General features: G+C 45.3%; 27 protein-coding genes. 17 read left to right on the top strand and 10 right to left on the bottom strand.

The features are described 5' to 3' along the window. Positions 1-22 precede the first annotated feature (22 nt). The 3 genes from MNQ98_RS25430 (at position 23) to yunB (ending at position 2,835) form a co-directional block, all read left to right on the top strand. Positions 23-685 (top strand): potassium channel family protein, encoded by a 663-nt coding sequence (locus MNQ98_RS25430; protein ID WP_241930718.1) that lies wholly within the window; start codon positions 23-25, stop codon positions 683-685. Positions 686-728: 43 nt separating this feature from the next. Then, complete coding sequence (locus tag MNQ98_RS25425; RefSeq protein ID WP_241930717.1) at positions 729-1,523, top strand: TrmH family RNA methyltransferase; 795 nt, start codon at positions 729-731, stop codon at positions 1,521-1,523. Between the two features lie 346 nt (positions 1,524-1,869). Then, complete coding sequence (gene yunB / locus MNQ98_RS25420; protein ID WP_241930716.1) at positions 1,870-2,835, top strand: sporulation protein YunB; 966 nt, start codon at positions 1,870-1,872, stop codon at positions 2,833-2,835. Positions 2,836-2,866: 31 nt separating this feature from the next. Here yunB and MNQ98_RS25415 read toward each other — a convergent pair whose 3' ends face one another. Next, entirely contained in the window at positions 2,867-3,961 is a 1,095-nt protein-coding gene (locus MNQ98_RS25415) for a M23 family metallopeptidase (RefSeq protein WP_241930715.1), read from the bottom strand. 204 nt (positions 3,962-4,165) lie between these two features. On the opposite strand from MNQ98_RS25415, the gene lipA reads away from it, so the two are divergent. Continuing rightward, positions 4,166-5,065 carry a lipoyl synthase gene (gene lipA / locus MNQ98_RS25410; RefSeq protein ID WP_241930714.1) on the top strand — a complete coding sequence of 300 codons (900 nt, stop codon included), beginning with the start codon at positions 4,166-4,168 and terminating at the stop codon, positions 5,063-5,065. 24 nt (positions 5,066-5,089) lie between these two features. Beyond that, a complete protein-coding gene (locus MNQ98_RS25405; RefSeq protein ID WP_241930713.1) occupies positions 5,090-5,704 on the top strand; it encodes a YutD family protein in 615 nt (204 codons plus the stop codon). Between the two features lie 76 nt (positions 5,705-5,780). Here MNQ98_RS25405 and MNQ98_RS25400 read toward each other — a convergent pair whose 3' ends face one another. Both MNQ98_RS25400 and ylbJ read right to left on the bottom strand, forming a co-directional pair. Continuing rightward, a complete protein-coding gene (locus MNQ98_RS25400) occupies positions 5,781-6,584 on the bottom strand; it encodes an NAD kinase (protein WP_208917810.1) in 804 nt (267 codons plus the stop codon). 64 nt (positions 6,585-6,648) lie between these two features. Further along, on the bottom strand, positions 6,649-7,872 hold the full coding sequence (ylbJ, locus tag MNQ98_RS25395; protein WP_241930712.1) for a sporulation integral membrane protein YlbJ: 1,224 nt from the start codon (positions 7,870-7,872) through the stop codon (positions 6,649-6,651). 600 nt (positions 7,873-8,472) lie between these two features. Between ylbJ and MNQ98_RS25390 the strand changes: the two genes are divergently transcribed. Both MNQ98_RS25390 and MNQ98_RS25385 read left to right on the top strand, forming a co-directional pair. Further along, positions 8,473-8,850 (top strand): globin domain-containing protein, encoded by a 378-nt coding sequence (locus tag MNQ98_RS25390; RefSeq protein ID WP_241930711.1) that lies wholly within the window; start codon positions 8,473-8,475, stop codon positions 8,848-8,850. A 49-nt stretch (positions 8,851-8,899) separates the two neighbouring features. Next, complete coding sequence (locus MNQ98_RS25385; protein ID WP_241930710.1) at positions 8,900-9,601, top strand: DUF2225 domain-containing protein; 702 nt, start codon at positions 8,900-8,902, stop codon at positions 9,599-9,601. Positions 9,602-9,672: 71 nt separating this feature from the next. Here the strand turns inward: MNQ98_RS25385 and MNQ98_RS25380 are convergent, their stop codons facing one another. Together MNQ98_RS25380 and MNQ98_RS25375 are read right to left on the bottom strand one after the other, a co-directional pair. Beyond that, positions 9,673-9,903, bottom strand: coding sequence for a hypothetical protein (locus MNQ98_RS25380; RefSeq protein WP_241930709.1), 231 nt, complete (start codon positions 9,901-9,903; stop codon positions 9,673-9,675). After that, positions 9,900-10,088, bottom strand: coding sequence for a YycC family protein (locus MNQ98_RS25375; protein WP_208917815.1), 189 nt, complete (start codon positions 10,086-10,088; stop codon positions 9,900-9,902). Before MNQ98_RS25375 ends, MNQ98_RS25380 begins: the two co-directional genes overlap by 4 nt. A gap of 110 nt (positions 10,089-10,198) precedes the next feature. Between MNQ98_RS25375 and MNQ98_RS25370 the strand changes: the two genes are divergently transcribed. Both MNQ98_RS25370 and MNQ98_RS25365 read left to right on the top strand, forming a co-directional pair. After that, positions 10,199-11,998, top strand: a complete 1,800-nt coding sequence (locus MNQ98_RS25370) for a M3 family oligoendopeptidase (RefSeq protein ID WP_241930708.1) — start codon at positions 10,199-10,201, stop codon at positions 11,996-11,998. Between the two features lie 232 nt (positions 11,999-12,230). Continuing rightward, positions 12,231-12,635 (top strand): O-methyltransferase, encoded by a 405-nt coding sequence (locus MNQ98_RS25365; RefSeq protein ID WP_208917817.1) that lies wholly within the window; start codon positions 12,231-12,233, stop codon positions 12,633-12,635. Positions 12,636-12,738: 103 nt separating this feature from the next. Here the strand turns inward: MNQ98_RS25365 and MNQ98_RS25360 are convergent, their stop codons facing one another. The 3 genes from MNQ98_RS25360 to MNQ98_RS25350 form a co-directional block, all read right to left on the bottom strand. Further along, a complete protein-coding gene (locus MNQ98_RS25360) occupies positions 12,739-12,981 on the bottom strand; it encodes an alpha/beta-type small acid-soluble spore protein (protein ID WP_208920071.1) in 243 nt (80 codons plus the stop codon). Between the two features lie 162 nt (positions 12,982-13,143). Next, on the bottom strand, positions 13,144-14,118 hold the full coding sequence (locus MNQ98_RS25355; protein ID WP_241930707.1) for an aldose 1-epimerase: 975 nt from the start codon (positions 14,116-14,118) through the stop codon (positions 13,144-13,146). Between the two features lie 172 nt (positions 14,119-14,290). Continuing rightward, the gene (locus MNQ98_RS25350; RefSeq protein ID WP_241930706.1) at positions 14,291-14,458 is read right to left on the bottom strand and encodes a hypothetical protein; all 168 of its coding nucleotides are present in this window, start codon (positions 14,456-14,458) and stop codon (positions 14,291-14,293) included. Positions 14,459-14,587: 129 nt separating this feature from the next. On the opposite strand from MNQ98_RS25350, the gene MNQ98_RS25345 reads away from it, so the two are divergent. The 3 genes from MNQ98_RS25345 to MNQ98_RS25335 all read left to right on the top strand — a co-directional run bounded on the left by MNQ98_RS25345 (position 14,588) and on the right by MNQ98_RS25335 (position 16,680). Further along, positions 14,588-14,809, top strand: a complete 222-nt coding sequence (locus MNQ98_RS25345) for an alpha/beta-type small acid-soluble spore protein (RefSeq protein ID WP_208917820.1) — start codon at positions 14,588-14,590, stop codon at positions 14,807-14,809. Positions 14,810-15,077: 268 nt separating this feature from the next. After that, positions 15,078-16,004, top strand: coding sequence for a heme o synthase (gene cyoE / locus MNQ98_RS25340; protein WP_481856794.1), 927 nt, complete (start codon positions 15,078-15,080; stop codon positions 16,002-16,004). Positions 16,005-16,062: 58 nt separating this feature from the next. Then, positions 16,063-16,680: an SCO family protein gene (locus MNQ98_RS25335; protein ID WP_241930704.1), complete on the top strand. Its 618-nt coding sequence runs from the start codon at positions 16,063-16,065 to the stop codon at positions 16,678-16,680. Between the two features lie 174 nt (positions 16,681-16,854). Here MNQ98_RS25335 and MNQ98_RS25330 read toward each other — a convergent pair whose 3' ends face one another. Further along, positions 16,855-17,214, bottom strand: a complete 360-nt coding sequence (locus tag MNQ98_RS25330; RefSeq protein WP_208920072.1) for a toprim domain-containing protein — start codon at positions 17,212-17,214, stop codon at positions 16,855-16,857. Positions 17,215-17,925: 711 nt separating this feature from the next. Next, the gene (locus MNQ98_RS25325; RefSeq protein ID WP_241930703.1) at positions 17,926-19,077 is read right to left on the bottom strand and encodes an MFS transporter; all 1,152 of its coding nucleotides are present in this window, start codon (positions 19,075-19,077) and stop codon (positions 17,926-17,928) included. 181 nt (positions 19,078-19,258) lie between these two features. On the opposite strand from MNQ98_RS25325, the gene MNQ98_RS25320 reads away from it, so the two are divergent. From MNQ98_RS25320 to MNQ98_RS25300, 5 genes are all read left to right on the top strand, one after another. After that, positions 19,259-19,693 (top strand): hypothetical protein, encoded by a 435-nt coding sequence (locus MNQ98_RS25320; RefSeq protein WP_241930702.1) that lies wholly within the window; start codon positions 19,259-19,261, stop codon positions 19,691-19,693. Between the two features lie 39 nt (positions 19,694-19,732). Beyond that, positions 19,733-20,884, top strand: a complete 1,152-nt coding sequence (locus tag MNQ98_RS25315) for a transglutaminase domain-containing protein (protein ID WP_241930701.1) — start codon at positions 19,733-19,735, stop codon at positions 20,882-20,884. 277 nt (positions 20,885-21,161) lie between these two features. After that, a complete protein-coding gene (locus MNQ98_RS25310) occupies positions 21,162-23,243 on the top strand; it encodes a peptidoglycan D,D-transpeptidase FtsI family protein (protein ID WP_241930700.1) in 2,082 nt (693 codons plus the stop codon). Positions 23,244-23,414: 171 nt separating this feature from the next. Next, entirely contained in the window at positions 23,415-24,161 is a 747-nt protein-coding gene (locus MNQ98_RS25305; RefSeq protein WP_241930699.1) for a Cof-type HAD-IIB family hydrolase, read from the top strand. A 7-nt stretch (positions 24,162-24,168) separates the two neighbouring features. Further along, positions 24,169-24,648: a DUF456 domain-containing protein gene (locus tag MNQ98_RS25300; RefSeq protein WP_241930698.1), complete on the top strand. Its 480-nt coding sequence runs from the start codon at positions 24,169-24,171 to the stop codon at positions 24,646-24,648. Positions 24,649-24,691 lie beyond the last annotated feature (43 nt).

Here is a 24,691-nt window from a genome sequence, read left to right as displayed (position 1 = left end):
TAGGGTTCGGGGAGGAAAGAAAATGGCTAAGAAACAGTACGCGGTCATCGGTATGGGACGTTTCGGTACGAGCGTGGCCAAGGAGCTTAGCGGGATGGGTTTTGATGTGCTTGCCATTGATGCTAGCGAGCAGCGTATACAAGAAGTCTCTAATATGGTTACGCACGCCGTGTCATCGAATTCGACGGATGAAGAGGCACTTCGGGCTCTGGGGATCCGTAATTTTGACGTGGTCGTTGTTGCGATTGGTGAGGACATTCAGTCAAGTATTTTAACGACACTGATTCTAAAGGATTTAGGCGTACCTGTTATTATTGTCAAAGCAAAAAATGAACTTCACGGTAAGGTGCTGCAAAAAATCGGAGCCGATAAAGTGATATTCCCCGAACGTGATATGGGTTTAAGGGTAGCCCATCATCTGATTTCGCCGAATATTCTGGATTATATCGAAATATCGGATGATTACAGTATTATGGAAATGCGAGTATCATCGGAGATGGTTGGTCAAAACCTGAAGGAGCTGAATATCCGGGTTCGCTTTGGCTGCAACGTTATGGGTATCCGCAGTAACGGGGAGATGAACATCTCACCGCACCCTGAAGATCGCCTTGCTGAGGGTGATATTCTGGTTATGGTTGGACATAAGAATGATTTGACGAAGTTTGAGCTTGCTTACCCGAAATAAGTAATTTGATTATGGATATACGCCAGGAATGGGTGGAACATATATGGAAATTTTATCGCTGCAAAATGCAAGAGTAAAAAGCTGGACCCAGCTACAGGAGAAGAAGCATAGGGACAAGCAGAACAAATTTGTGGTGGAAGGCATTCATCTGGTGCAGGAGGCGCTAATATCTGGAGCAGATATTGAATGTATTGCCTACGAGTATGAACAAGGTATTCCTCATGAACTGAAGGAATTACCGGACAACGGACAAGGTGTCGAATGGATCGGTGTGACGGAAGCGATTATTTCGAAAGTCAGCCATACTTCGACCCCGCAGCCCGTGTTCGCGGTTGTTCGTAAAGAGAAGATGACATGGGACGATCTTTTTGCCCAAAAGGACAAACTGATCATCGTTCTGGATGGCCTGCAGGATCCAGGAAATGTCGGTACGATCATCCGCAGCGCGGATGCATCGGGTGCTGGTGGCGTGATTTTGGGCAAAGGCTGTGCCGACCTGTACAACCCGAAGACACTGCGTTCTACGATGGGATCACTGTTTCATCTCCCTGTAATAGAGGGGGACTTAACGGATATTCTCCCACAAGCTAGAGAAATGGGAGCACGATTAGTTACGACTTCCCTAGAGGGACAAACTACAGCCTTTCACTATGATTTTGGCGGCTCTTGCTGGATTGTTATCGGCAGTGAAGGCAGTGGTGTATCGCCAGAAGTTGCGGCACTTGTGGATGATGCAATCATCATTCCTATGCCCGGCAAGGCAGAATCACTGAATGCGGCTATGGCTGCATCGGTACTGATGTTTGAAGCACTGCGACAGCGGGAGTATTCAAACTAGCAATAGTTCTTCCAATGTGAGTTACAACGTAAATTGAGACCGATTATAAGGTCTTTTAAGACGGTTTATAACATCAAAATGAGACAACTATAGGGCAGAAAAAATCCTTGATATATGAGGCTTTATGGATTCATGAAATCACGATAACCGGTTGGGCTGCATATTAAGTCCGTTCGACATTCGGGAAGAGTGCTACTTTATGGAAAAAGAGATGTGAAGAAGAGCAAGGACAACCTTAACCGGTACTCTTGCTCTTCTTTTTTACACTTTGTCCGCATATCCTCTATGGAAGCTTGCTAAGAAGTGGGGTGCACGCCTCCAGCGCAAATGAGGGGAGGGCAAACGTGTGAGGCGAAAAAAATGGGGGAGCCGGCGGATATCGTTTCCGTCCTTGCCGTCATGGCCCAGGCCGAGAATCCGGCGTGTATATAAAAAACGGTCTAGAAATCACTTTACACCTGTAAAAGCGTCTTGGAACAGTGTACGTCCTCAGGGATCGAAACCGCGGAGCCGAAGAAAATGGTGGCTTATCGCGTCACTGATCTTATTGTTCGGAATCATTCAATTGTTTCTTTATGTGGAGAGAAATTTGAGACCGCCCATTATGCATCTGGCTCAAATCCGAGTTAAGCAAATTGCGACGGAAGCCATTAACAAAGCAATAACAAGTCAGGTTACCGAAGGTAAGCAGTTTGATAACTTAGTGAACTGGAAAACCGACAGTACAGGCAAAGTGACCGGGTTTATGCTGAACTATGCAGAGCACTTAAAGATCACATCTCATACGACTCAACTTGTTCAGGAAACTTTGGAGAATATTCACAAACGGAAAGAGCATATCCCTCTGGGCCAAGTATTAAAAAGCCCAATCGTAGCATCCTTTGGACCGCAGATTCCTGTCAAAATTGAGCCTCAAGGAGCTGTGAAGGTTCAGCTGGATACCAGGCAGCAGGAAGCCGGGATCAATATGATTCTAGTCGAGGTATACGTTCATATTGTGACAGAGGTTGCTGTTGTTGTTCCTTTTGATATGGAGCCTCAGGTTGTTGAAACGGATATCCCCATTTCCTACATGTTAGTAGTTGGTGATGTGCCCATGTATTATTACGATAATCAGGGCAGGCCGGTCGGCGAAAACAGCAATAATGCGCCGAGCATTGCTATTCCTCCAATGAGTAAGTCAGAAGGAGGTGCTGCAACGGGGGGAAAGACTGATCCGAATCCGGGAATCACGGTACCAGCTCCGGAAGGGCATAAGGAAGCACCCTCTCAGGAATCAGAGAGTGTCCCTGATACAAGTATCGATCCGTAGCTCAAATCAAGAAGAAGCGCGCCCTAATGACTTAGGGACGCGCTTTTTTATTTTTTCGTAAGGACTGGCGCTCCTCATTCTCCCAATGCTTGAGGAGCGGGTAAGGATCAAATGACCACTCTGAAAGACCGGTGTCGCGGTAAATTCCATAATGTAAATGAGGTGGGAATTTACCCTGTGTTCCCGGTTTCCCATATCCTGAGCTTCCGACCCAGCCAATGGTCTGCCCTGGGGTCACCACATCGCCTGACTTGATTCCTTTATCAAAGCCCTGAAGATGTGCGTAATAATGATAATGATTGTTTAGATCACGGATGCCAATCCGCCATCCTCCGTATTTATTCCAACCCTTGAGTTCGACTACACCATAGCAGGTGCTGCGTACAGGTACCCCGTACCCCGCAAACAGGTCAGTTCCCTCATGAATTCGTTTGCCTCCCCAACTCCGTCCCATACCGTAGGTGCTACGGTAGGAGTAGTTATTGCCCACAGGGAGCGGAAAGGCATGGGCGAACAGTTCGAGTTTGCCGAATGTTTCATAAAGTTTGGAATACTGCATGACCCGCTGAACGGCTCTTCCGTTCTGATAATACGACCATAATCCGATTGCGAAATCGTCCTTAGAGTGTCCGTAGGGCTTCAGTTTGGCCGAAATGCTGTATAGCAAGTCAGTGTTATTGTTAGGATCCGCTTTTCCGTCTCCGTCTCCATCTCGACCTAAACCGGAGAACATTTCGATCGTTGGGGGATAAGTGTCCTCTTGGTTCGGATTCAGCGGACCTGTCCAGGCTGTTGTTGGAACAAAAATACCTGTAAGACGTTCAGGATGCTTGCGGTCTTTAGGATGCACGCGGGTCAATGTCCGCTCGTATTGATCAATGGCTGCCAAACGATACCAGGGTACTTGGGTCACGGCTGAAATTCGGTCATACAACATTTTTCTGGATGCAAAGACATCATCTTCCTTCGTCTGCGCAGCCGTTGGTGTATCAGTTAGAATAGCTTCTTCTGCTGTAGCGCAGCCCGGTCCCCAAAAGTATGAGGCCGCTGTAAAGGCGGTTAATAAAGCCGCAGAAAAGTGGCGCTTCATACCCAATCGACCTGATTTTCGTCGTGGTTCTTTCATGGTGTCCCATCCTCCTGACCTTCGTTTTCAAAAATACGCGGACATTGATGCCTACCTGTAGGGTGAATCGAATGACTGATTTTTATCCATGCCGTTGAAAGATGAATTCCATACCGATGAGGATAGGTAATCGTAAGATTTTCATGATATAATATGGAACAGTTAAAAGGACTATCCAACTCAATTCGAAAGAAGGTTTTCTTCTTGTCCAAAACTTTAAATAAACAACCCAAGCCGGACTGGATTAAGATCAAGCTCACAACGGGCGATAATTATAACGAAATCAAGAGCATGATGCGTTCCAAGACACTTCACACCGTGTGTGAAGAGGCGCGCTGCCCGAACATTTATGAATGCTGGGCTAACCGTACTGCTACGTTTATGATTTTGGGAGATATATGCACTCGGGCATGTCGCTTTTGTGCAGTCAACACAGGTTTGCCTACAGAACTGGACTTACAGGAGCCTGAACGTGTGGCTGAAGCAGCCGAAAAGATGAATTTGCGCCACTGTGTTGTGACGAGTGTTGCCCGTGATGATTTGAAAGATGGAGGAGCTTATATATTCGCGGAAACGGTAAAGGCTATCCGCAAACGCCTGCCGTTGTGCAGTGTTGAAGTGCTGATTCCTGACTTTATGGGAAGCGCGGAATCGCTGCAAATCGTTATGGACGTAAAGCCGGATATTCTGAATCATAATATTGAAACGGTTGAACGGATGTCTGACCGTGTCCGTGCCAAAGCCAAATATGAGCGTTCCCTGCAATTGTTGAAAAATGCAAAGCAAATGCAGCCGGACATCCCAACCAAATCCAGCATCATGCTGGGCGTAGGTGAGGAATGGCACGAAATTTTGCAAGCGATGGACGACCTTAGAGCGGTAGATTGTGATATTATGACAATTGGTCAGTATTTACAGCCTTCACCTAAACATTTAAATGTGGAGAAGTATTATACTCCTGAGGAATTCGCTTTATTGAAAGAAGAAGGACTAAAACGAGGATTCAGCCACGTGGAATCTGGACCGCTTGTGCGGAGTTCTTATCATGCGCATGAGCAGGTGAAATCGGCTGAACGCCATAAGGATGAGATTGTACGGTCATAGCCGGGAAAGGCAGGGGAAGCTTGTTTGATCGTTATAGGCAACAGAAGTTACGAAGTACTTGAGGATCATAGAAACGGTTGGAATACTGAGGCTTTCCGCGAAAGGTACAGCGAAGTGCTTGAGCGGTATGACTATATTGTCGGAGACTGGGGATACAACCAGCTACGATTAAAGGGGTTTTATCGGGATAACCATCCCAAAGCCTCCAAAGACGTAACCTTCTCGACAATGTCTGATTATATTAATGAGTACTGCAATTTCGGTTGTGCTTATTTCGTGCTCCAGAAAAGCAAGGAAATCAAAGACCCGAAAGAGCTCAAGGAATTGAAGGAACAGGAATTGAAGGAGGCACGGGAAGCTCAGGAAAGTCGCGCCGAGCAGGAAGCGGATGAGTTAACCGAAAGTGAGGAAAGAATAGATCTTAGGGAAAACAAATCTGGTGGGCGTTCGAGTGAACCGGGAACAGGTAAAGAGCCGCAGGAATATCGGAGCAAACGTGAGGCAGTAAAAGAAGTAAAAGAATCCAAGGAGCCGCGACCTAACAAATCGCCAAAATCCTGGAAGGAATCTAAGCAGCGAGACAACCGGGACAATCGAGACAATCGTCTCAATCAAAAGAATCAGCATCAAGCTGAGTAGGATACATACTATTATGTACCACCAAAAACAGCAGCTCCTGCGCAGGGCTGCTGTTTTTGGTATGAATCGATAAATATTATCCGAGGAAAGCGTCCCGTACCCGATTCCAGAAGGGGAACGGACGATAGCGAGCAAAACTTACCTTCTGTTCCGCGACCTGACAGCGAACGGAAATAAGATCATCAATCATGAAATTGTTATGATCGACCGTAAGCAGCAAACGCTGGTCTTTGCATGAAAAAATATCGCAATGATGATGTTTCGGAAGAAGAAGCGGAGACCCTAGCGTTCGGAAGATCCGATTGTTTATAGAGGCAATTTCCGCGATTTGAAGTGCATCGATGGAAGGGTGAACCATAGCCCCCCCGACACTTTTGTTGTAAGCTGTACTGCCGGAAGGTGTTGAAATACAAATACCGTCTCCCCGAAACATTTCAAAGGTTACATCATTAATGTCGACTTGGGCAACGACAGTGCCGTCTACACCTTTAAGTGTGAATTCATTTAGCGCGATATACGATGCCGTCCCCGATTTTTTATGAATTTCGAGTTGAACTAACGGATACTTAACAATGCGGGGTTTAAGAATTTTAGGATCGCCGATGCCGCACATGAGATCAATCAGTTTTGGCAGTTCGTCTGCTTTCCAGTCGGCATAAAAGCCGAGATGTCCGGTATGAACCCCGACAAAAGCAAGGTCTGGAATACGGTCGATAAACGTATGGAAAGCATGGAGCATCGTGCCGTCTCCGCCAATGGAGACAACGATCTCCGGAGATTCTGCATCCAGTTCGAAGCCCCGCTGTTCCGCTAGCTTGTGAAATTGTTGACTCAATTCTACAGACAATGGGTCTCCGCGGTCCAGAACATAGTATCTCAAGTTGATAAGCTCCTTTTGTAAGGTTATATATCGATGATAATCAATCTTGGAGAATAAAACAATGTCACCTTGGGAAATTGCGGAACTTTCGTCGCAGTAGGATAAATACTTCCATCAAGAGAGTCAGACTGATAAGGCTACCGAGCAATATGCAAAATACGGCCATAATATGGTTATACCCGCTGAAAGACAAATAAGAAACGGCCGAGATGGCTTGAGTTGTTATCGTCTCCCCCATAATCGGATTCCAGAACAGTAGGACCGCAGTTGCAGCCACGACCCCATGGATCAAGCGGGCAATCATGAACGGTAAATAGCGAAGATCCGTGGCATTCAAAATACTTGCGATTTGGGCATGTACTGACAAGCCGCCCCATGACAATATGAAGGCTGCAACTGCCGCTTTGTAAGCCAAAGGAATTACGTCCCCAGCTTCACCCGCATAACGGGCACCCAGCGTAACTTCAAACAGGCCTCCGACCAGTGCCGTAGATAATTGTTCTGGAACGCCGACAAGGGACAGGAGGGCACTTACAATCTGATTCAGGGCGGGGATGGCTCCCGCACGTGTCCAAAGCTCCAGAAAAACGGAAAAGAATACAACCAGGCCGCCTACGACAATAATAAGCTGGAGAGAAGATTGAACCGCTTGTCTCAAAAGAGTCCCAAAATCACGACCGTCTGCTTCTCTCGCATGATGCATGGCGTGAATCGCAACTTTAAGACGACTGCCCTTTGCCAAATCTGTAGAATGATCCGAAACTGTATTATTTTTACGGCCGTGGAATCGCATCAAAAGTCCTACCAGAAATCCACCGCCGTAATGCGCTAATGCAAGAATTAAACCGATTTGCGGGTTGTGGAAAAAACCAATTGAAACGGCACCAATGAGAAAAATAGGATCTGAAGAGGTTGTAAAAGCAACCAGGCGTTCTCCCTCGTCCCGATTGACCATTTTTTGTTCCCACAACTTAGCTGTCAATTTGGCTCCCACTGGATAGCCAGACACATATCCCATAGCCGCGACAAATCCTCCGCTTCCGGGAATACGAAATAAAGGTTTCATTAAGGGATCCAGCAGAGTTCCGATAAGGTGAACAACGCCAAATCCAAGTAGCACTTCGGAAATGACGAAAAAGGGAAAGAGTGATGGGAAGAGTACGTCCCACCAAATGGAGAGACCACGGATTGCAGATTGCAGAGCGGCCCCGGGAAAAGCCGCCATAAGGACGACAATGCTGAATAAGCCGGTCATGAGAAATATCCAACCCATTCTTTTCATGGTCATATATTTAACAACGCCCCCTGGGTAGAACAGATCATGTCTGCGGTAAATTTAGCCTTACTGCTCCATCTTTATGCGGAAATTAGGACAAACAGTACAAAAAGAGTTAGAAAGCGGTTACAAGGGTGCTTTATTTTTGAGGACATTGTGCTATAATTAAAGTATCAAAGCACATCTTTCGAATTATGTTTGGATGGAGTGATGATCATGAGCATAGTCGCAGGTATTCTGGTTTGCGCCTTCGTTTATGTAATACGTGCCTCTCTCGTCCACCAGGGTGAAGAGGACTGGCGCAGTTATTAAATAGGTACAGGGTGCTAAACTTCGTTTAGCGCCTTTTTTGTTTTAGATGGCACCCTTATATCGCAATAAAACTTCCGCTAAATGCGGTCTGGCTTCATGTGATTACGTCGATAGACGTTTTTATTCTAGATATAAGATAAGGATAAGCATCAGGAGATGTCATCCTTATATCGCAATAAAAACTTCTGCTAAATGCGGTCTGGCTTCATGTGATTACGTCGATAGACGTTTTTATTATGTCTGATATAATGAGACTAACTTACGATTACTTATTTCAAAGATGGGGGATGGATTACGGAAATGGATCCGAGCTTGAGCATATATGATAATCTTGGCGGTGCAGAAGGAGTCCGCTCATTAGTGGAAGCCTTTTATCCGCGCGTTCAGAAAAATCATCTGATTGGCCCTCTTTTTCCAGAGGATATTATGCCGGTGATGGAGAAGCAATATATGTTTCTGAGCCAGTTTTTTGGAGGGCCTGCCCTGTTCTCGGAAGCTTACGGACACCCGATGATGAGAGCAAGACATCTTAATTTCCCGATTACGGACCGCCATGCAGATGAATGGCTAGGTTGTATGGCTGGCGCCTTGGAGGAGATTGGCGTGGAAGAGACACTGCGGGATTTTGTTCTTAAGCGCTTATCTGGTCCTGCCCGACACTTTGTGAATACACCTTAAAGCTGCTTTTACTTAAGACACCATCATGGGGGAAAGGGATGTCAACGGTATGGTTTTAGAACCTTTGTACACGATTACAGTTACATGCGGGAACTGCGATCATCCATTTACTACTTCAAGAGTACGGCCAAGTTTTAAAAAAGCGGTGAGGACAGACACTGATTTTTGTGGGTATTACAAAAATGAGAATCCTGACTTTTATGTGGTAAGAGTCTGTCCAAAATGCGGATTTGCCTCAACTGAGAATTCAGCTGAAACCTTAAATGATCGCCAGAAGTCAGAATTCCGGTCGAAAATCGCGAGTAGATGGATTAAGCGTGATTTTGGGGGTTCACGTAGCTTGGAGGATGCATTGGAGGCATATAAGCTGGCCCTCCTGTGCGCTCAGAGCATTGGGGAGAGGGAGCGGATTATCGCTAGTCTTCTTCATCATATTTCCTGGTTGTACCGCTATCAAGAGAATGAGGAGCAGGAACAGCGTTTTTTGACTTACAGTCTTGAGTCGTACATTCGAGTCTATGAGATGGATGGGGTTGGCGCTAACGATGCTCGCTTGCTGTATCTGATCGGGGAAATTAACCGCCGGGTGGGCCGTTACAGCGAAGCGGTTCAATGGTTCTCTCGTGTAATTCAAGACAAGAAAATTGTTGATTCAGCCATGATTCGTGCTTCTCGCGAACAGTGGGCCGTATTGCGCGAACAAATGATGGCTGAGAAATTAGCGCTCCCGGAAGAAATGAATTCCCTATAACGCTAAAGAGGCTCTTGTAGAAGAGCCTGAAGCGTCACATTATGTTGTTGACAGTGCGGTAAAAGCTTGCGTTACCTCAGCTTCTGATCGGTAAGAATATAATCGGCATCGCTGTCGAGTACGGTAACTTTATTATGGCAGCATGGAAAGATGAGGAGTTTCTTCTTGCCTTCGCGCACGCTGATCAGTTCTTTCGGCTTCATGGGAAGCAAAACATTGTCACAGCCGCAAAAAGGGCAATTCTGTACATACACGTCTCCGGAAAGAATGTCATAAGGCCAAGCGTTTGAAAAAGGGATCATGGTTTCTCCGTGGAACCGTTTTTTGGATCCGCTTCCCCAGACGAAGGCTTCTGCTCCGATCCAGCCAATTCTGCAATTTTTTGCATCAGAATGTGCTGCGGCATATGCATAAGGTGCTCCAATGGAACGCCAAGCTGTTTTGAGAGGATGATTGCCGTCTCCGGCGATATTTGCAATGGTCTCATAGAAGTCGCCCTCCAGCAGTAATTTATAGGATATAGTTATAGTTATACACGTTTACACGGTACCACACAAATTAAAACTTAGTATTTTTGTATAAAGAAAGGTGATGACCATGAAAAAACGGCTACAGCAAACGTGGGATTTGGAGTCCATTTTTCCGGGGGGATCGCATTCTCCAGAGCTCGCTGCATTTTTAGATTCACTTGAGAAGGAAGCAAATGAGCTCCGTGCAGCCGTTCAGGCCGCCAATGTTCCAGCAAATCTGGAGGAAGCTAAAAGTTTGGAGCACATTCTTTCTTTATTAGAGAAATGCACCGCTATGACAAGTGAAGCAGGTGCATTTGTAGGCTGTCTGGCGGCACAGGATCAAAATGATAAAAAAGCAGTTCAGCTGTCCGGACGGGTTACTGTGATTAGGGCAAATCTTCAGAGTGTTATTGCTAAATTCAACAATCTTCTTCGTGGAATTGAAGATACACTGTGGGAAGCATGGACTTCAACAGAGAAAGTATCGCCGCTGAAGTTTATCCTGAATGAGAGCCGTGATCTGGCGCGTGAGAAAATGAATCCTGAACTAGAAAGTCTGGCACTTGAGCTTGCGATTGACGGATACCACGGATGGGGAAACTTTTACGATACAATTGTAAGCAAAATACAAATACCATTTGAAGAGAATGGCAAGACCGAAATCCTTTCTGCAGGTCAAGCTTTCAACAAGTTACATAACCCAAATCGTGAAGTAAGACAGGAAATGTTCGAAAAATGGGAACAAGCCTGGACAGACTCAGAAGATTATTGTGCGGATACGCTGAACCATCTCGCCGGCTTCCGGCTTAAGCTTTATGCTAACCGAGGCTGGGAAGATGCTCTTAAAGAGCCACTAGCTATTAACCGTATGTCCCATGAAACCTTGGATACGATGTGGGCTGTTATTCAAGACACAAAGCCGGTGCTCGTCGAGTACCTAAACCGAAAGGCCAAACTCCTCGGACTTGATGGGTTAACTTGGACCGATGTAGAGGCGCCAATACGAACTTCTGTTTCCAAAATCACCTATGATGAGGCGGCTGAGACCATCGTTGAGCAATTTAGCAAGTTTAGTCCGAAACTGGCTGAATTCTCCCAGATGGCTTTTGACAAAAGCTGGATTGAGGCAGAGGATCGCCCAGGCAAACGTCCTGGTGGTTTTTGCACATCCTTCAAAGTAAGCGATCAGACGAGAATTTTTATGACCTTTGGCGGAACTGTTTCAAATGTATCTACATTAGCTCACGAACTGGGTCATGCCTACCATCAGCATCTAATGAGGGGCTTGCCGGTTCTGAATCAAAGTTACGCTATGAACGTAGCCGAAACGGCCTCCACTTTTGCAGAAATGATCGTGGCAGATGCTCTCGTCAAGGCGGCTAAAGACGAAGAAGAAAAACTTGCTTTGCTGGAAGAGAAAATTCAGAATAGCGTTACTTTTTTCATGAATATCCATGCCCGCTTCTTATTTGAAACCCGTTTCTATAACAAGCGGAAAGAAGGACTGCTGAACGCGGCTGAGATTTCGGAGTTAATGGAAGAAGCTCAAAAGCAAGCATACTGTGAAGCCTTATCTTCTTACCATCCTCATTTCTGGGCTTCCAAACTGCACTTCTACAGTACGGGTGTACCGTTCTATAATTTCCCGTATACGTTCGGCTTTATGTTTAGTACAGGGCTTTACGTTCTGGCGCAGCAGGAAGGCAGTACATTTGCGGATAAATACGATGCACTTCTTCGGGATACCGGAATTATGACAGTAGAAGAGCTTGCGAAAAAGCACCTTGATGTCGATTTGACAAAGCGGGATTTTTGGCAGAGTGCAGCTGACATGTGTGTTTCCGATATTCAACAATTTTTGCGTATGACAGATCATTTGGCGTAACTTGCAGAAAATTGAAATATCATGGATTAAAGGAAGTCCGCAAGGACTTCCTTTTTTGTCGCAAAAAATAGAATAATGCCGTAATACAGCACAGGATGTTATGAATCATATGAAAATAATAGTAATAAATACCCAATTATGTTGAATGCTGTTGATGATTGCTAATATTTGACCTATAATGAGTCATAAGCCCTATAAAAGGGAAATTTTTGAAAAAACAAGGGGGGTTGAAATGATTAAATTGGATCAACTATCGCTGGTTAGGCAGTTAGATTTAGTGTTTAGAGAGTTGGAGGAGGAGCTGTCAGGACTATCTTCTGGCACTGTATTTGTGCAAATACGAAATAATGTTATCGGTAAATTTGGGATTCGTCATAATCCGCTTACCGGTCGAAACGGTGTAATTACTTCCGCTGGAGAAGGGTTGAACCAAACTCAACAATTATCCTTCCGTGCTATGGCGCTTGAAAGCTTGAAGCATAAACGCCACTGGACTCATGGAGAAATAAGCTATGATTTTACCGTGAGACAGGGACTAATAATTATTGATGCCGTACTTGAGTCAAACTACAACATGGCAAATCTGATGATTCGATACCCGAGAACAAGTGTCTCTGAAGCCGCTTTGGAATCCTGATATCATATCATTTCATATCCATAAATTTTATAAAATACATGCCGAAAGAGGCGATCTTTGGGGAGAAGATCGCCTCCTTCTTTATTTGGAGGAACAAAATCAACTACATGTTCGAACGACCTGTCAATTGTTGTTCAGCCATTTGAACCAGACGTTTAGTGATGTATCCTCCCAAAGAACCAGTCTCGCGGGAAGTGTAGTTACCCATATAACCGTCTTGTGGGATAGATACGCCCAATTCCTGTGCCGCTTCATACTTCAACTGTTGAAGTGCTGCGTTAGCTTGGGGAACGACCAGGTTATTAGAACGGCTTCCGCCTCTGCGGCCTTGACCTGCTTGACCCATACCCATGTTTGTCACCTCCTTCGGCGTTGTATGAAGTTATTATGGTTGAAAGAAGAGAATCTCATGCGTGTAGTTTCTAACTTCATTCCTGGTAATATTAGGACAAAAAAAGAGCCCTGAAACCATTCAGGGCTGCGGTTGTTTTATGATACGATTTTATCCTTATGTATTCGGATAGTGTATCTGCAATTTCGTATGAAGTTCGACAGATTGACCGGGTTCCAAATGGATAAGACCCGTTGTTTCATTCGGTAGATCCAGATTCGGTGCATTAGGAAGCCAAGTATAAGGTTCAATGCACAGGAATTCATCCGCTTTTCCCTTGGTGTACAAGACCCAATGCTTGAAATAGGAGCGGTCCGCAGAATAATGGATTCCGTATCCGTCATTTCGGGTGAGAATTGCTTCGGCAGGCTCTCCCTCAGGGATACTTAAAATAGTGTCAAAATCAGCGTCTTTCATATTGAAGCCTTTATTTAATGCTTCCAATTCACCGAGGGGGGCCTGATGCCCTGTTGGAATAAGTTGATCATTCAACGTGTAAATACCCTCTACCGGAAGTTTTAATGTCCACTGATCAGGCTGGCCATCTAACAGGAACCAGGTGTGGTATCCCATACCAAAAGGAACAGGTTCGGTACCATTGTTGATGACGCGTAAACGCTTGTGCAGTTCCGATTCTTGTAACCGGAAATTCATCTGCAGCTTTAGCGGTTGCGGCATTTGTGCCGTCCAACGGGGATCTTCAGAAGTTGAGAACTCCGTTGTAATCGCACAACCTTCATCATCCTCTTCGATATCACTTACACACCAAGCTTGGGTGCGGTGCAGTCCATGGATATGATTGTCGTTGGCTGTATTTTGGTCAAACTGATAACTGGTGCCGCCATATTCAAAACGGCCTTTCTCGATTCGTCCAGGCGGGATAAGCATCGGCATGCCGAAGTGGTAAGGTTTCTGTAAGTAGAAAGCCAATTCACTTTCTTCTGGCCTCCGAAGTACGTGGCGCTGTTCTTGTTGGTCCTTAATTTCGATGACATTGTTACCGAGACGGGGAAGGAGTGTCACTTCTAGCCGGCCGGTTTTTAAGATATAGGTGTCGTAACCATTCCATTGTCCTTTGGTCACTTGATTCATATCGATGCCCCTTTACCACAGTAATCAATAGTAGATGATTAACCTCATCATAACAGATTTTACGGGCTGACGTAAAAAAAATGCTTGGAAAAGATACTTGCAATAGAAATATGTGAGCTGAAAAATTTAAAAGGCTGTAGTTGCCAGAGGGCGATGCTTACAAAATGACAAATTAGGAGCGTCTGCTTCTGGCTTTAATGATAAAGCCCCAACCTATATTGAAAACGGTAAGTATACCGAGTCCTATAGCTACGAGTATGTTATGACTTATACTTATGGAAGCTGCAGTCATCAGGATGATGGAAGATACTGCGAACCAGAGGGACAGTCCCTTGCTCATGTTTAATCACCTCCAAATTTTTTAAAATTTATATTTCGGTATAAGGTTACGAGAAGGAGACATAATAAGCTTGCAAGCTTGCATTGGAACACAGACATATTTCATTCAGTGAAGGGAGATTAGAATAACATGGCACAAAGAGGTTCCCGCAGCAACAATCTGGTTGTACCACAAGCAAATGCAGCCCTGCAGCAACTTAAAATGGAAGCAGCTCAAGAACTGGGTGTCACCATTCCTCAAGACGGTTACATGGGTCATTATACTTCCCGTGAAAACGGATCGCTGGGTGGATATATAACCAAGCGTCTTGTACAAATCGCAGAACAGTCGCTTTCTGGTCGTAACTCGTAATCACTTTTCATAATGTGCAGTCCAAGCCCGGAGCTTATGCTTCGGGCTTTTTGGTGCAGCGCTTTCTTAAACAAATTGTGCCTTAATAGAAGGCATAACGTCAAGACGAAAAAGTGACATCAATTTTCACTGAATTGTCATATAGATGAAACGAATTCCGAAGGATTGATAAACACTTTTTGCTAATGATATGATAAACTTTATAGCGGAGGCAGTCTTCCTCCATAACGACAGAAATAAGGAGGAATGTTTAGACGTGGAAAACCCCATGAGTTATCAGGCTCCTTCGGATTCCGCAACAATGGCTTCCGCAAGACCCAAGCCTCCCGAAAAAGCGGGTACATGGAAAGATTTCATAGCTGTGACAAAACCCGGGATTATTCGCTCTAATCTAATAGCGGCATTTGCCGGATTTTGGATGGCATCCCGTTGGGACATACATTTTGGTTTAATGATCATGACACTTCTCGGAACCGTTTTGGTTATGGCTTCCTCCTGTGTCTTTAACAATTACTTTGACCGGGATCTGGATATGAAGATGGCACGCACGAGCGATCGCTCGCTGCCAACGGGACGCCTTACGCCGACAGTGGTGCTGTGGTATGCAATTACTTTAGGCATCGTTGGACTAGCCGTACTATTTATTTTCTCTGGTGTGCTATCCGGAATATTTGGACTCGTTGGTATGTTCGGGTACGTAGTTGTGTACACGCTATGGCTTAAACGTAGCTCGACCTGGAGTACATCCATTGGCGCCATTCCGGGTGCTATGCCGCCGGTTATCGGTTATGTGGCCGTGACTCAAACGGTTGATATGGGCGCATGGCTATTGTTTGCTTTGCTGTTTCTATGGCAGCCGCCGCATTTTTGGGCATTAGGAATTCGCCGTGTCGAAGAATATCGCGCTGCAGGCTTCCCACTTCTTCCGGTCGTAAAGGGCATTCAACGGACGAAGATTCAAATGATTCCATACATTGCGCTGTTGGTTCCGCTGCCTATCTTGATGTATGTGTACGGATATGCGGGGATCTTTTTTCTTGTCATCTCACTGCTGCTATCCGTGGTTTGGCTCTACCTTGCCTTTAAAGGCTTCCGGGCAAAAGATGATGAGGCCTGGTCAAAAAAGGTGTTTTTCTTCTCCATTAACTACCTGACTATAAGTTTATTTGTTCTTGTTCTCAACACACTCCAATAACGTAGAGTGCTGTGTTTCCCATATATAACATAGGTGGATGAAGGGAGAACGGAATTAGATGACTTCGCTAAAACGGTATAAATGGAGTTGGCTGCTGCTCGCCGTTTGTGTGATTGCTGCAGTGGTTCTGGTTTACAATGCGCTCGGTATTGGACAAAGCAAATTTCCGGTCGTGGGGCAGGTTGGGGATTTCGCCATGGAAAATGTGGATGGTAAAAAGGTGTCCAGGGACGATACGAAGGGGCAAGTGCGATTGATGTACTTTTACTTCACCAGTTGTCCGGATGTTTGTCCTGTAACGACATTTTTGCTGTCCCAAATCCAGAATGAGCTAAAGAAAGACGGAACGTTTGGTAAAGAGGCTACATTTGTTTCGATCTCCTTTGATCCGGTAACGGATACGCGGGAGAAAATTAAGGAATTCGGTGATCGTTTCTTTGCTGATTATAGCGGTTGGTATTTTCTCCGCGGTGATCAAGAAAAAACACGAGATCTGATGCAGAATTCGTTTAAAATCCCGCTTCTCGGTAAGGATTCAAGCAACTATACTCACGGCAACTACATAGCTTTGGTTGACCGTGACAACAATATCCGAAAAATGTACAATGCTGCAGATCCTAACAGTGTGCAGATCGAAGATGTCGTGAAGGATGTCAAAGCATTAGCTAAAGAGTAGGATACGATAAATTGAAGAAGCGCCTGAACTATTCTGTAGAATGGTTCAGGTGCTTCTTTTCTTAAGAGCTAAGAAGTATAAACATCGGAGTAAGTGCATCCTTTTCTCGCAAGAAAAACTACCGCTAAATGTGGTCTGTCTTCTTTGAGGTAGATCGATAGAGGTTTCTTATCGTTATTCATAAGGACCATTTAATATCGGAGGTGGGTAAATTATAAACTCCTCCAAGCCGGCCTTTTCAAGCTGGGCGATGAGGTATTCATCTGGCGTGCCCTCAACCCCAGCGTACCCGCGACGTGTGTAAATATGGGAGGCATCTGGAAAAACGTCCCGCAGGAGTCCACGAATTTTTTTGCCTGAGCTGTCGTTATCCATAAACAGATACACTTCTTGATCTTTTACCCGCTTGTGCAGTGACTCCGACTTGACGGTATTCAACGTCCCAAACGTACAAAGTATCGTAATGTCGGAAGTTAGCAATCGACGAAGTCTGCTGCGGTCATTTTTGCCTTCAACGATAATGAAAATCGACATGTCAGTCACCTCTGTCATATTACGGCATGCCCCATCGAAATTCCCCGGGAAATGTTGCTGGTTTATATTTATGATTTCTTTATGTATGTTTAACTTGTCAACCGGACTTCATGCAAAATCAAAAGTTCCATTGACTGTGACGCTTCTTTTGTACATTCAATATACAATGGACCAACTCTATCTGCCAATGGATGGGAGCGATACAGCTAAGGTATGCTCGATCCGGATACGATTTTTATACGGATGAAAGAGGACTTAATGATATGCCAAATGTGCAGAAGCTAACCTTTGTAAGCGCGAGTAAGAACAGACCGAAAGCAGTTATGTAGTGAAGCACACCGTGGACCACAAAACCAAGCAGGCCGCCTGAGAACAAAACCTCGAGTGGCCTGCTTTTTCTTTTTCTGAGAGATCCCCTGGTTTTCTAACTTGAAAAATAATATGGGACACACCCGGTCGAACATTTTAAATGAAGCAGCAGCTGAGGATGATTACCAGTAAAATGTAGAGAACTAAAATCATACCTACAGAAGAACAATGTGATACCGGAATATGATGACAATGTTTATGAACGTGACTCATTTATTTTCACTCCTCATTTAATCTTGGTGGTCATTTGCCTCACTGTATATTATGTGGAAATACCCATATGGACTGTGTGTTGGCCTACATCTGGACTTTTGGCTGATATTAGGAAAATCATTCATGATGTTAGATGTTCGCACCTGCTGGTATATCGATAGAAGGTATCTGTTTCCGGTGAGGGAGAAGCAGTAGGACGATCATCAGCATAATAAAGGCAATGAAGTACGGAGAAATTATGTCTCTAAACTGTCCTGCTGCAATAGGACCGACAAAGGAACCTATGGACATGGCAATGGATTGATAAGAGAATACTCTGCCCAGTCTTCCACCACCACTAAGTTCAATAAACAGGGAGGACAAGGCAGGGAAAAGAAGACCCTTTGCCGTGCCGAGCATGAACAGAGTGGCAATCATCGGAAGATGGTTAGCTGCAGCCAAAGTATAGAAACACAAGGCGAGTCCAAGGATGCCGATAGCCACTCTTTTACCTGGCCCATAATTATTCAAAAAGAGCATACTTAGTGTGACCAAGGCTCCCAGACTGATGGAGGAGAAGAGAAGCCCGGTTGACATAATACTTGCCTGACCGTTAGCACGAAGTGGAAGTTCGAAAAATAGAATCCCTTGCGAGCAGGCGATAACAAAAGGGATCAGATACAAACGCAGACTGAAAGGGAGTGCTTTACTCGTTTCCGATTCCGATCTTTCGTTATTGTTTGTATTTGCCAGAGCAGAAGGCTTAGGAACAGTGAGAAGAGCCATGATACCTGTAAAGATCAACACCCATCCCAGAGTTTGGAATGTACCTGAAAAGCCGGTTTTAGCCACGATAAAGGCACCTGCAGCAGGTGATAGAACGGAAGCGAGTGTATGAACTACGCCGTGACCGGACATATACTTCCCTTGAATTACCTTATCCTGTGATAATGAGGCCAACAGGGCGAGGCATGCCGGTGATAAAAAGGCGAGTACAAATCCGCTGATGGAGCGGAGTACAAGCAGTTGCCATGGCAGCTGTACATGAGCTTGCAGCAGCAGTATGATCCCGGCTGCCGTCAAGCTAAAAACAATGTACCTCCGGCTGCCGTGCTTGTCGATTAATCCGCCGGCAATCAGATTACCCGGTAGATGTGTTAAGGCATAGATACCCATCATCCACCCGATGAAGGTCGGGGCGGCACCGAGTGATATGGCGAACGGTGTGAGGACAGGATACTGGGCATGCAGATCAAAGAATGCCAGAAACAAAAACATGTACAACCAAATCGCTGTTTTCATAAAAGCACCTCCTACCCGCATTTAGACAGGTTATGTTCTACTTGTACGTTGAAGATGCCAAGCTTATACCTTAATTTGTATTTAAGGGGTCTTACTGACACTGAGGCGGGGAATCATGTATAATCTATAAGGACGGCTGCAGGCTGCTCAGTTGATGTAAAGTGATGGGAGTGAAACATGAATGGATACACAAGTATGGTTGGAATTTCTGAAGCAAAATTGGTTAGTAATCGTTATCGCTTTGATTGTGCTGTTTATTGTTATTAACCTGGTCAAGACAGTCATCAAATGGGCTTTGGTTATTTTGATAATCGGAGGACTACTCATTTACAGCGGGATATCCTTAGACCAAATCAGTGAAGTTGTGACTACAGTGAAGAATGAAACGGTAGACACCGTCAAAACAGAAGCTATGAACATGATGATGAAAGAAGCAAAGGAAGCAAAATATACATCAAACGGTGACGGGACATTTACGGTAAAGGCACCGAACTTAGAACTCAAAGGCAGCAGCGAATCAAAGGAAGTGGAAGTGAGCTTCCGTGGAGTGTCGGTTGGAACATGGGATATTAACGAAACGATTCAGGAATTTATAGGACAAGCGAAAAAAAATTGAAGCAGCTAAGAAGCTAGTCGATAGGAAGGAGGGGGTTCCATGTTTTCGGCATGGAGTGACAGCGTGCGGGAGGGTAATGGTATTACTATCCTGCTGCTGTTTATTGTAGCCTTTTCTTTAATACAGGGTTGGAGTCGGGGAGCTTCCCGTTCGGCAGGGAAGCTTGCTTTTTTTCTCGGTGACGCTCTTCTCCGTCTAATTAGTATAGGTATCTCAGTTCCATTTACACTATGGCTGTCACCCAAAGCTTCTGTATGGCTGAAATCACTGGGAAGCCAGATTCCTGAACGAGAGCTTAAACTGTGGGAGCAGATCTATTATACCTTTGTCAAATCCATGGCTGATTTTGCACTGCTGCGATTTGCGGTTCTCTTTATGATCAGTTACTGTCTGTTTGTCTTTATACTTCGTTTGTTAGTGTCATTGACGATTGGCGGCAGTTTGGGGTTGTTCGGTCTAAAGAAAGACAAACCGTCTACGATTGTTAGCCGTCTGGCAGGAGCAGGAATCGGTGTCGTTATGGGAGTAGCTCGAGGGATTGTTGTCATTGCAATTCTGTTCATATGGGTTAGTCTTTATCCGGATCATTCGTTCAGCAGATATGTTGAGTCATCACCTGTATACCAGGATGGTGCACAGGCGGTCATGGAACCATTGTCGGGTTCTCTGGTTCGTGACAAACTACCTGTATTTACCCAATCGGTTCAGGAAGAGCTGAACGGCATTATGCAGCAGAAGTATGAGGTCATTGACCATTCGATTCCGGAAGGTATCGAACAAACGGCTGCACATGTAGTTAAAGAGGCCGCAACGGACGAGGAAAAGGCCCGCAAACTTTACGATTGGGTAGGAACCCGAGTGTCGTACGATTATGACAAAGTAAAGGTCTATGAGGAGCAGCGGATTTGGCGTGAGCAAACTCCTCAGGATACTTACGATACCCGTTCCGGGGTATGCATCGATTACGCACGTCTATACTCCATGATGGCCCGCTCCCAGGATATGAAGGTAAGAGTAGTTACAGGACGGGGCTACAACGGTCAAGGCGGATATGGGCCCCATGCATGGAATGAGGTTTACCTGAGCGAGAAGCAGCAGTGGATACCGCTTGACCCAACGTGGGCACAGAGCGGGAATTGGTTTAATCCTCCCCGGTTTAATGAGACGCATATTAAAGAGCAGGTATTCTAATGTCTTTTAGAGCGGACTATACCGTGCCGCTCCCGTGGCGTAGAAAATTTTACGATACCTACTCTAAAGGAGCATGGAGTATCAGAAAACGGCTGGAAATGCTAACTACACCTCTAACATGTTAGGAACTGCATAATGTTCTAAATGGCCTTTCTTCTGGAAGGCCATTTTGTATTACCTGGTTTGGCACTCTGTTAAATTCTTGAAAGATGAACCGTGTATATGGTTTATGGTAAGATGATCTTATGTGAAAGCGAACAAAGGGGAGAAGCTTAAGGTGAAGTTTTTTAAGCCGGATAAACGAAAGCAGGATGAAGGAGATGCCGGAAGTCAATTTAATCTGAGGATTAATTTGTTCTTTTTCAGTACGTTTATAATATTTTGTGTGATTATTGTCCGACTTGCTATCTTGCAGTTCGTGGAGGGCCCTGAACTGACGGAGCAAGAAACCGGCGGTCGGACGAAGAACTTTCCGCTTCAGCCGATCCGGGGAAGCATCATTGATGCGTCGGGAACACCGATTGCTTTCTCTAAGCCCTCGAATGCGCTTTATGTTACGTTGCTGAAGAACTACAACAGTCAGTCGGATAAAGGAAAGGAAAACTTTCCGGAGATTAAAGCATTTGCAGAGAAGATGTTCAAGGTGTTTGAGGAGCATGGGGCTGCAGATGCAGAGAAGATGACGGTTGAAGATATTCTGGATAATTTGGATCTCGACTCGAAGAAACAGGGCGGATACGAGCCACGAAGAATCAAAGGGGATCTTACGGATAAGGAAGTTGCTTATTTTATTGAAAATAAGGATGAATTCCCCGGTGTGGAAATTGTGGAGGAGAACATCCGTTATTACGATAAGGATACCGTAGCTGTGCAAACCATTGGCTATTTGCAAGAGTTTAAAGGTGTTAAAAGCGTCGATAAATATAAAAAGATTGATGAACAGAACAAGGACCAGAAGGATCCCGGATTGAAATATACGGAGACTGAGCGGGTTGGCAGAGATGGATTAGAACTGATGTTCCAGGATGAACTCCGGGGTAAAAACGGTTATATGAGCATTCCAATTAATCCTCTAAATATGATTGACGGTACGCCGATACTTGTTCCACCTGAGAAAGGAAACAACGTACACACTACAATTCATAAAGAAATTCAGCAGAAGACAGAGCAGGCGATTGTAGATCAGCTCAAATGGCTGCATACCGTACCGTTTTCGGGTAAGATCCATCCCAATGCCAAGACGGGGTACGCAGTGGCCATGGAAGTGGATACAGGCAACATTGTTGCCATGGCTTCCATACCGGATTATGACCCTAATGTATGGAAGGATGGAACGGATCCGGATGTTTGGAAGGATAAGATTATGCCTTATTATGGAAATGGAACCATTACTCCGTACAGCTCTGGCCGTTCAGGGAACAATCTCGATTCTGTACCACTGCTTGGTTCAACGATCAAACCTTTGAGTGTTCTGATGGGTCTGAACGAAGGATTATTTGGAGTGAACGACTATTATTATGATAAGGGGTATGGAGAATTTGGCGGTGACAAGTCCAGAGTCCGTAACTCCCAGTCGAAAGTGTTCGGATCGATTGATCCTGCCAAAGCAATCGAGCACTCCTCCAACGCCTTTATGGTGGAGTGGGTAGGGAAACAATTGTTTAACAAGTATGGTGCCAAGGGCATTGATGTATGGGATAAATATATGAAGGATTTCGGTCTCGGGGTATCAACGGAATCAGGACTGCTAAATGAATTCAAGGGTAAGATTGAGTATAGAAATATCAAACAGGCGGGCAGTCCGTTGGCCGCGCTTGTATTTGCCTCCTTCGGTCAATCTGGGGGATATACAACACTTCAGCTGGCCCAGTATACGACTATGCTTGCGAATCAAGGCGCTCGGCTCAAACCCCAGCTGGCTAGCAAGATTGAGGATCAGAACGGTAATGTTGTCAAGGAGTTTAAACGTGAGGTTTTGAATGAGGTGGAATTTCCCCAAGTCTATTGGGATGAAGTCATCAAGGGGATGAATACGCAGGGATTGCCATCATTCGATGGATTTGGGTATGATTTTGCCCGTAAGACAGGTACATCACAGCAGGATGTATATATTGACGGAAAAAGAATTTCAACAGATAACGGGGTGTTCATCGCCTTTGCTCCAAGGGAAAAACCGAAATTGGCAGTAGCCGTAATTATACCAGAGGGCGGATTCGGATCTTATAGTGCTGCGCCGATCGCTCGTAAAATCTTTGACGCATATGATGAGGTATATGGCTTAGACGGCACACCGCATCCTAAGAAAGTCGAAAATGCGGATGAAGGTGCTGATGAGACAGACGGCGAAAGTACGGAATAAATCCGCTCCCACGGATGAACGATATGAAAGGGCAGGCCGGGATCGTATTATCCTGGTCTGCTTTTTTTAGTTCGAGGCTGTCTGCCAAATCGAGCTTTGGGCTTCTTTTTTTATTTGTGGTAAAATGTCGTTATGTTTATACAAGAGAGAAGAACTAAGGGGGATAAAGTCATGAATCATAAGTTCAAACTGCTGGCATTGGATATGGACGGAACACTGCTTCAGGATGATCATGAGGTTTCACCGGAAACAGTGAAATGGATTAAGGAGGCGGTTCGGCAAGGGGTTCATGTATGCTTGTCCACAGGCCGGGCATTTTCCAATGCATATCCTTATGCACAGCAGTTGGAGCTTACAACCCCAATGATTACCGTGAATGGCAGCGAGGTTTGGAGGGCGCCCTATGACTTGTACCGCCGTTCGCTGCTTGACGTAGAGCTTGTTCGCAAAATGCATGAACTCGCTGTTGAGACCGGCTCTTGGTTCTGGGCTTACACCGTAGATCAGCTGTACAACCGGGACAACTGGGCCGGAGACATTGAGACTAAAGAATGGTTGAAATTCGGTTATCATACGGATGACGATGATGTACGACATAATATTCTTATGAGGCTTCAAGAAATGGATGGCCTGGAGATCACGAATTCATCGCCCTCTAACTTCGAGATTAATCCCAAGGGAATTAACAAGGCTGAAGGCATTAAGCAGGTGTGTGAGCTTCTTGGACTTGATATATCACAGGCGGTCGCTGTAGGTGACAGTCTGAACGATTTGGCAGCTATTCAACAGGCTGGCCTGGGCGTTGCTATGGGAAATGCACAGCAGACTCTCAAGGACGAAGCGGACGTTGTAGTGGCGAGTAACAATGATGACGGCATCGTCGAAGTGATCCGTGATTATATTTTGTGTGGGGAGTGATTCATAGGTGGATGTATTGGGTTGGATCATAGTCATCGCCCTGTTTCTGATCGGTATGGCGGGTGCTATTTACCCGATCCTGCCTGGCGTGGTCGCCATTTATTTCGCACTGTTTGTTTACGGCTGGTTCTTTACGTTTGAGCATTACAATGCGTTATTCTGGATTATTCAGACCTTGATCCTGGTTATGCTGTTTGTTGCCGATTATGCGGTTAACGCCTGGGGTGTTAAAAAACTGGGCGGCTCAAAGGCATCCATCTGGGGAAGCACCATCGGTTTAATTATCGGTCCATTTGTCATTCCAGCTTTCGGTCTTGTGATCGGTCCGTTTGTCGGAGCCTTTCTCGGGGAGATGCTGGCAGGTTCAGCACCGGGAAAATCGGTTAAGGTAGGACTCGGTTCGTTACTTGGCCTATTTAGCAGTATTGTAGTGAAGATCGTTTTACAGCTTGCTATGATTATTATTTTCTTTGTTTGGATTTTTTAGGGTGGAACTGCACTAGCAGACGCCTTTTGGGAGAAAGAAGGGT

It is taken from the genome of Paenibacillus sp. N3/727, from assembly GCF_022637315.1.
In the GTDB taxonomy this organism is placed as follows: Bacteria; Bacillota; Bacilli; order Paenibacillales; family Paenibacillaceae; genus Paenibacillus_AQ; species Paenibacillus_AQ uliginis.
Note: the sequence above shows the minus strand (reverse complement) of the source record. Positions and strands in the feature narration are given on the sequence as shown.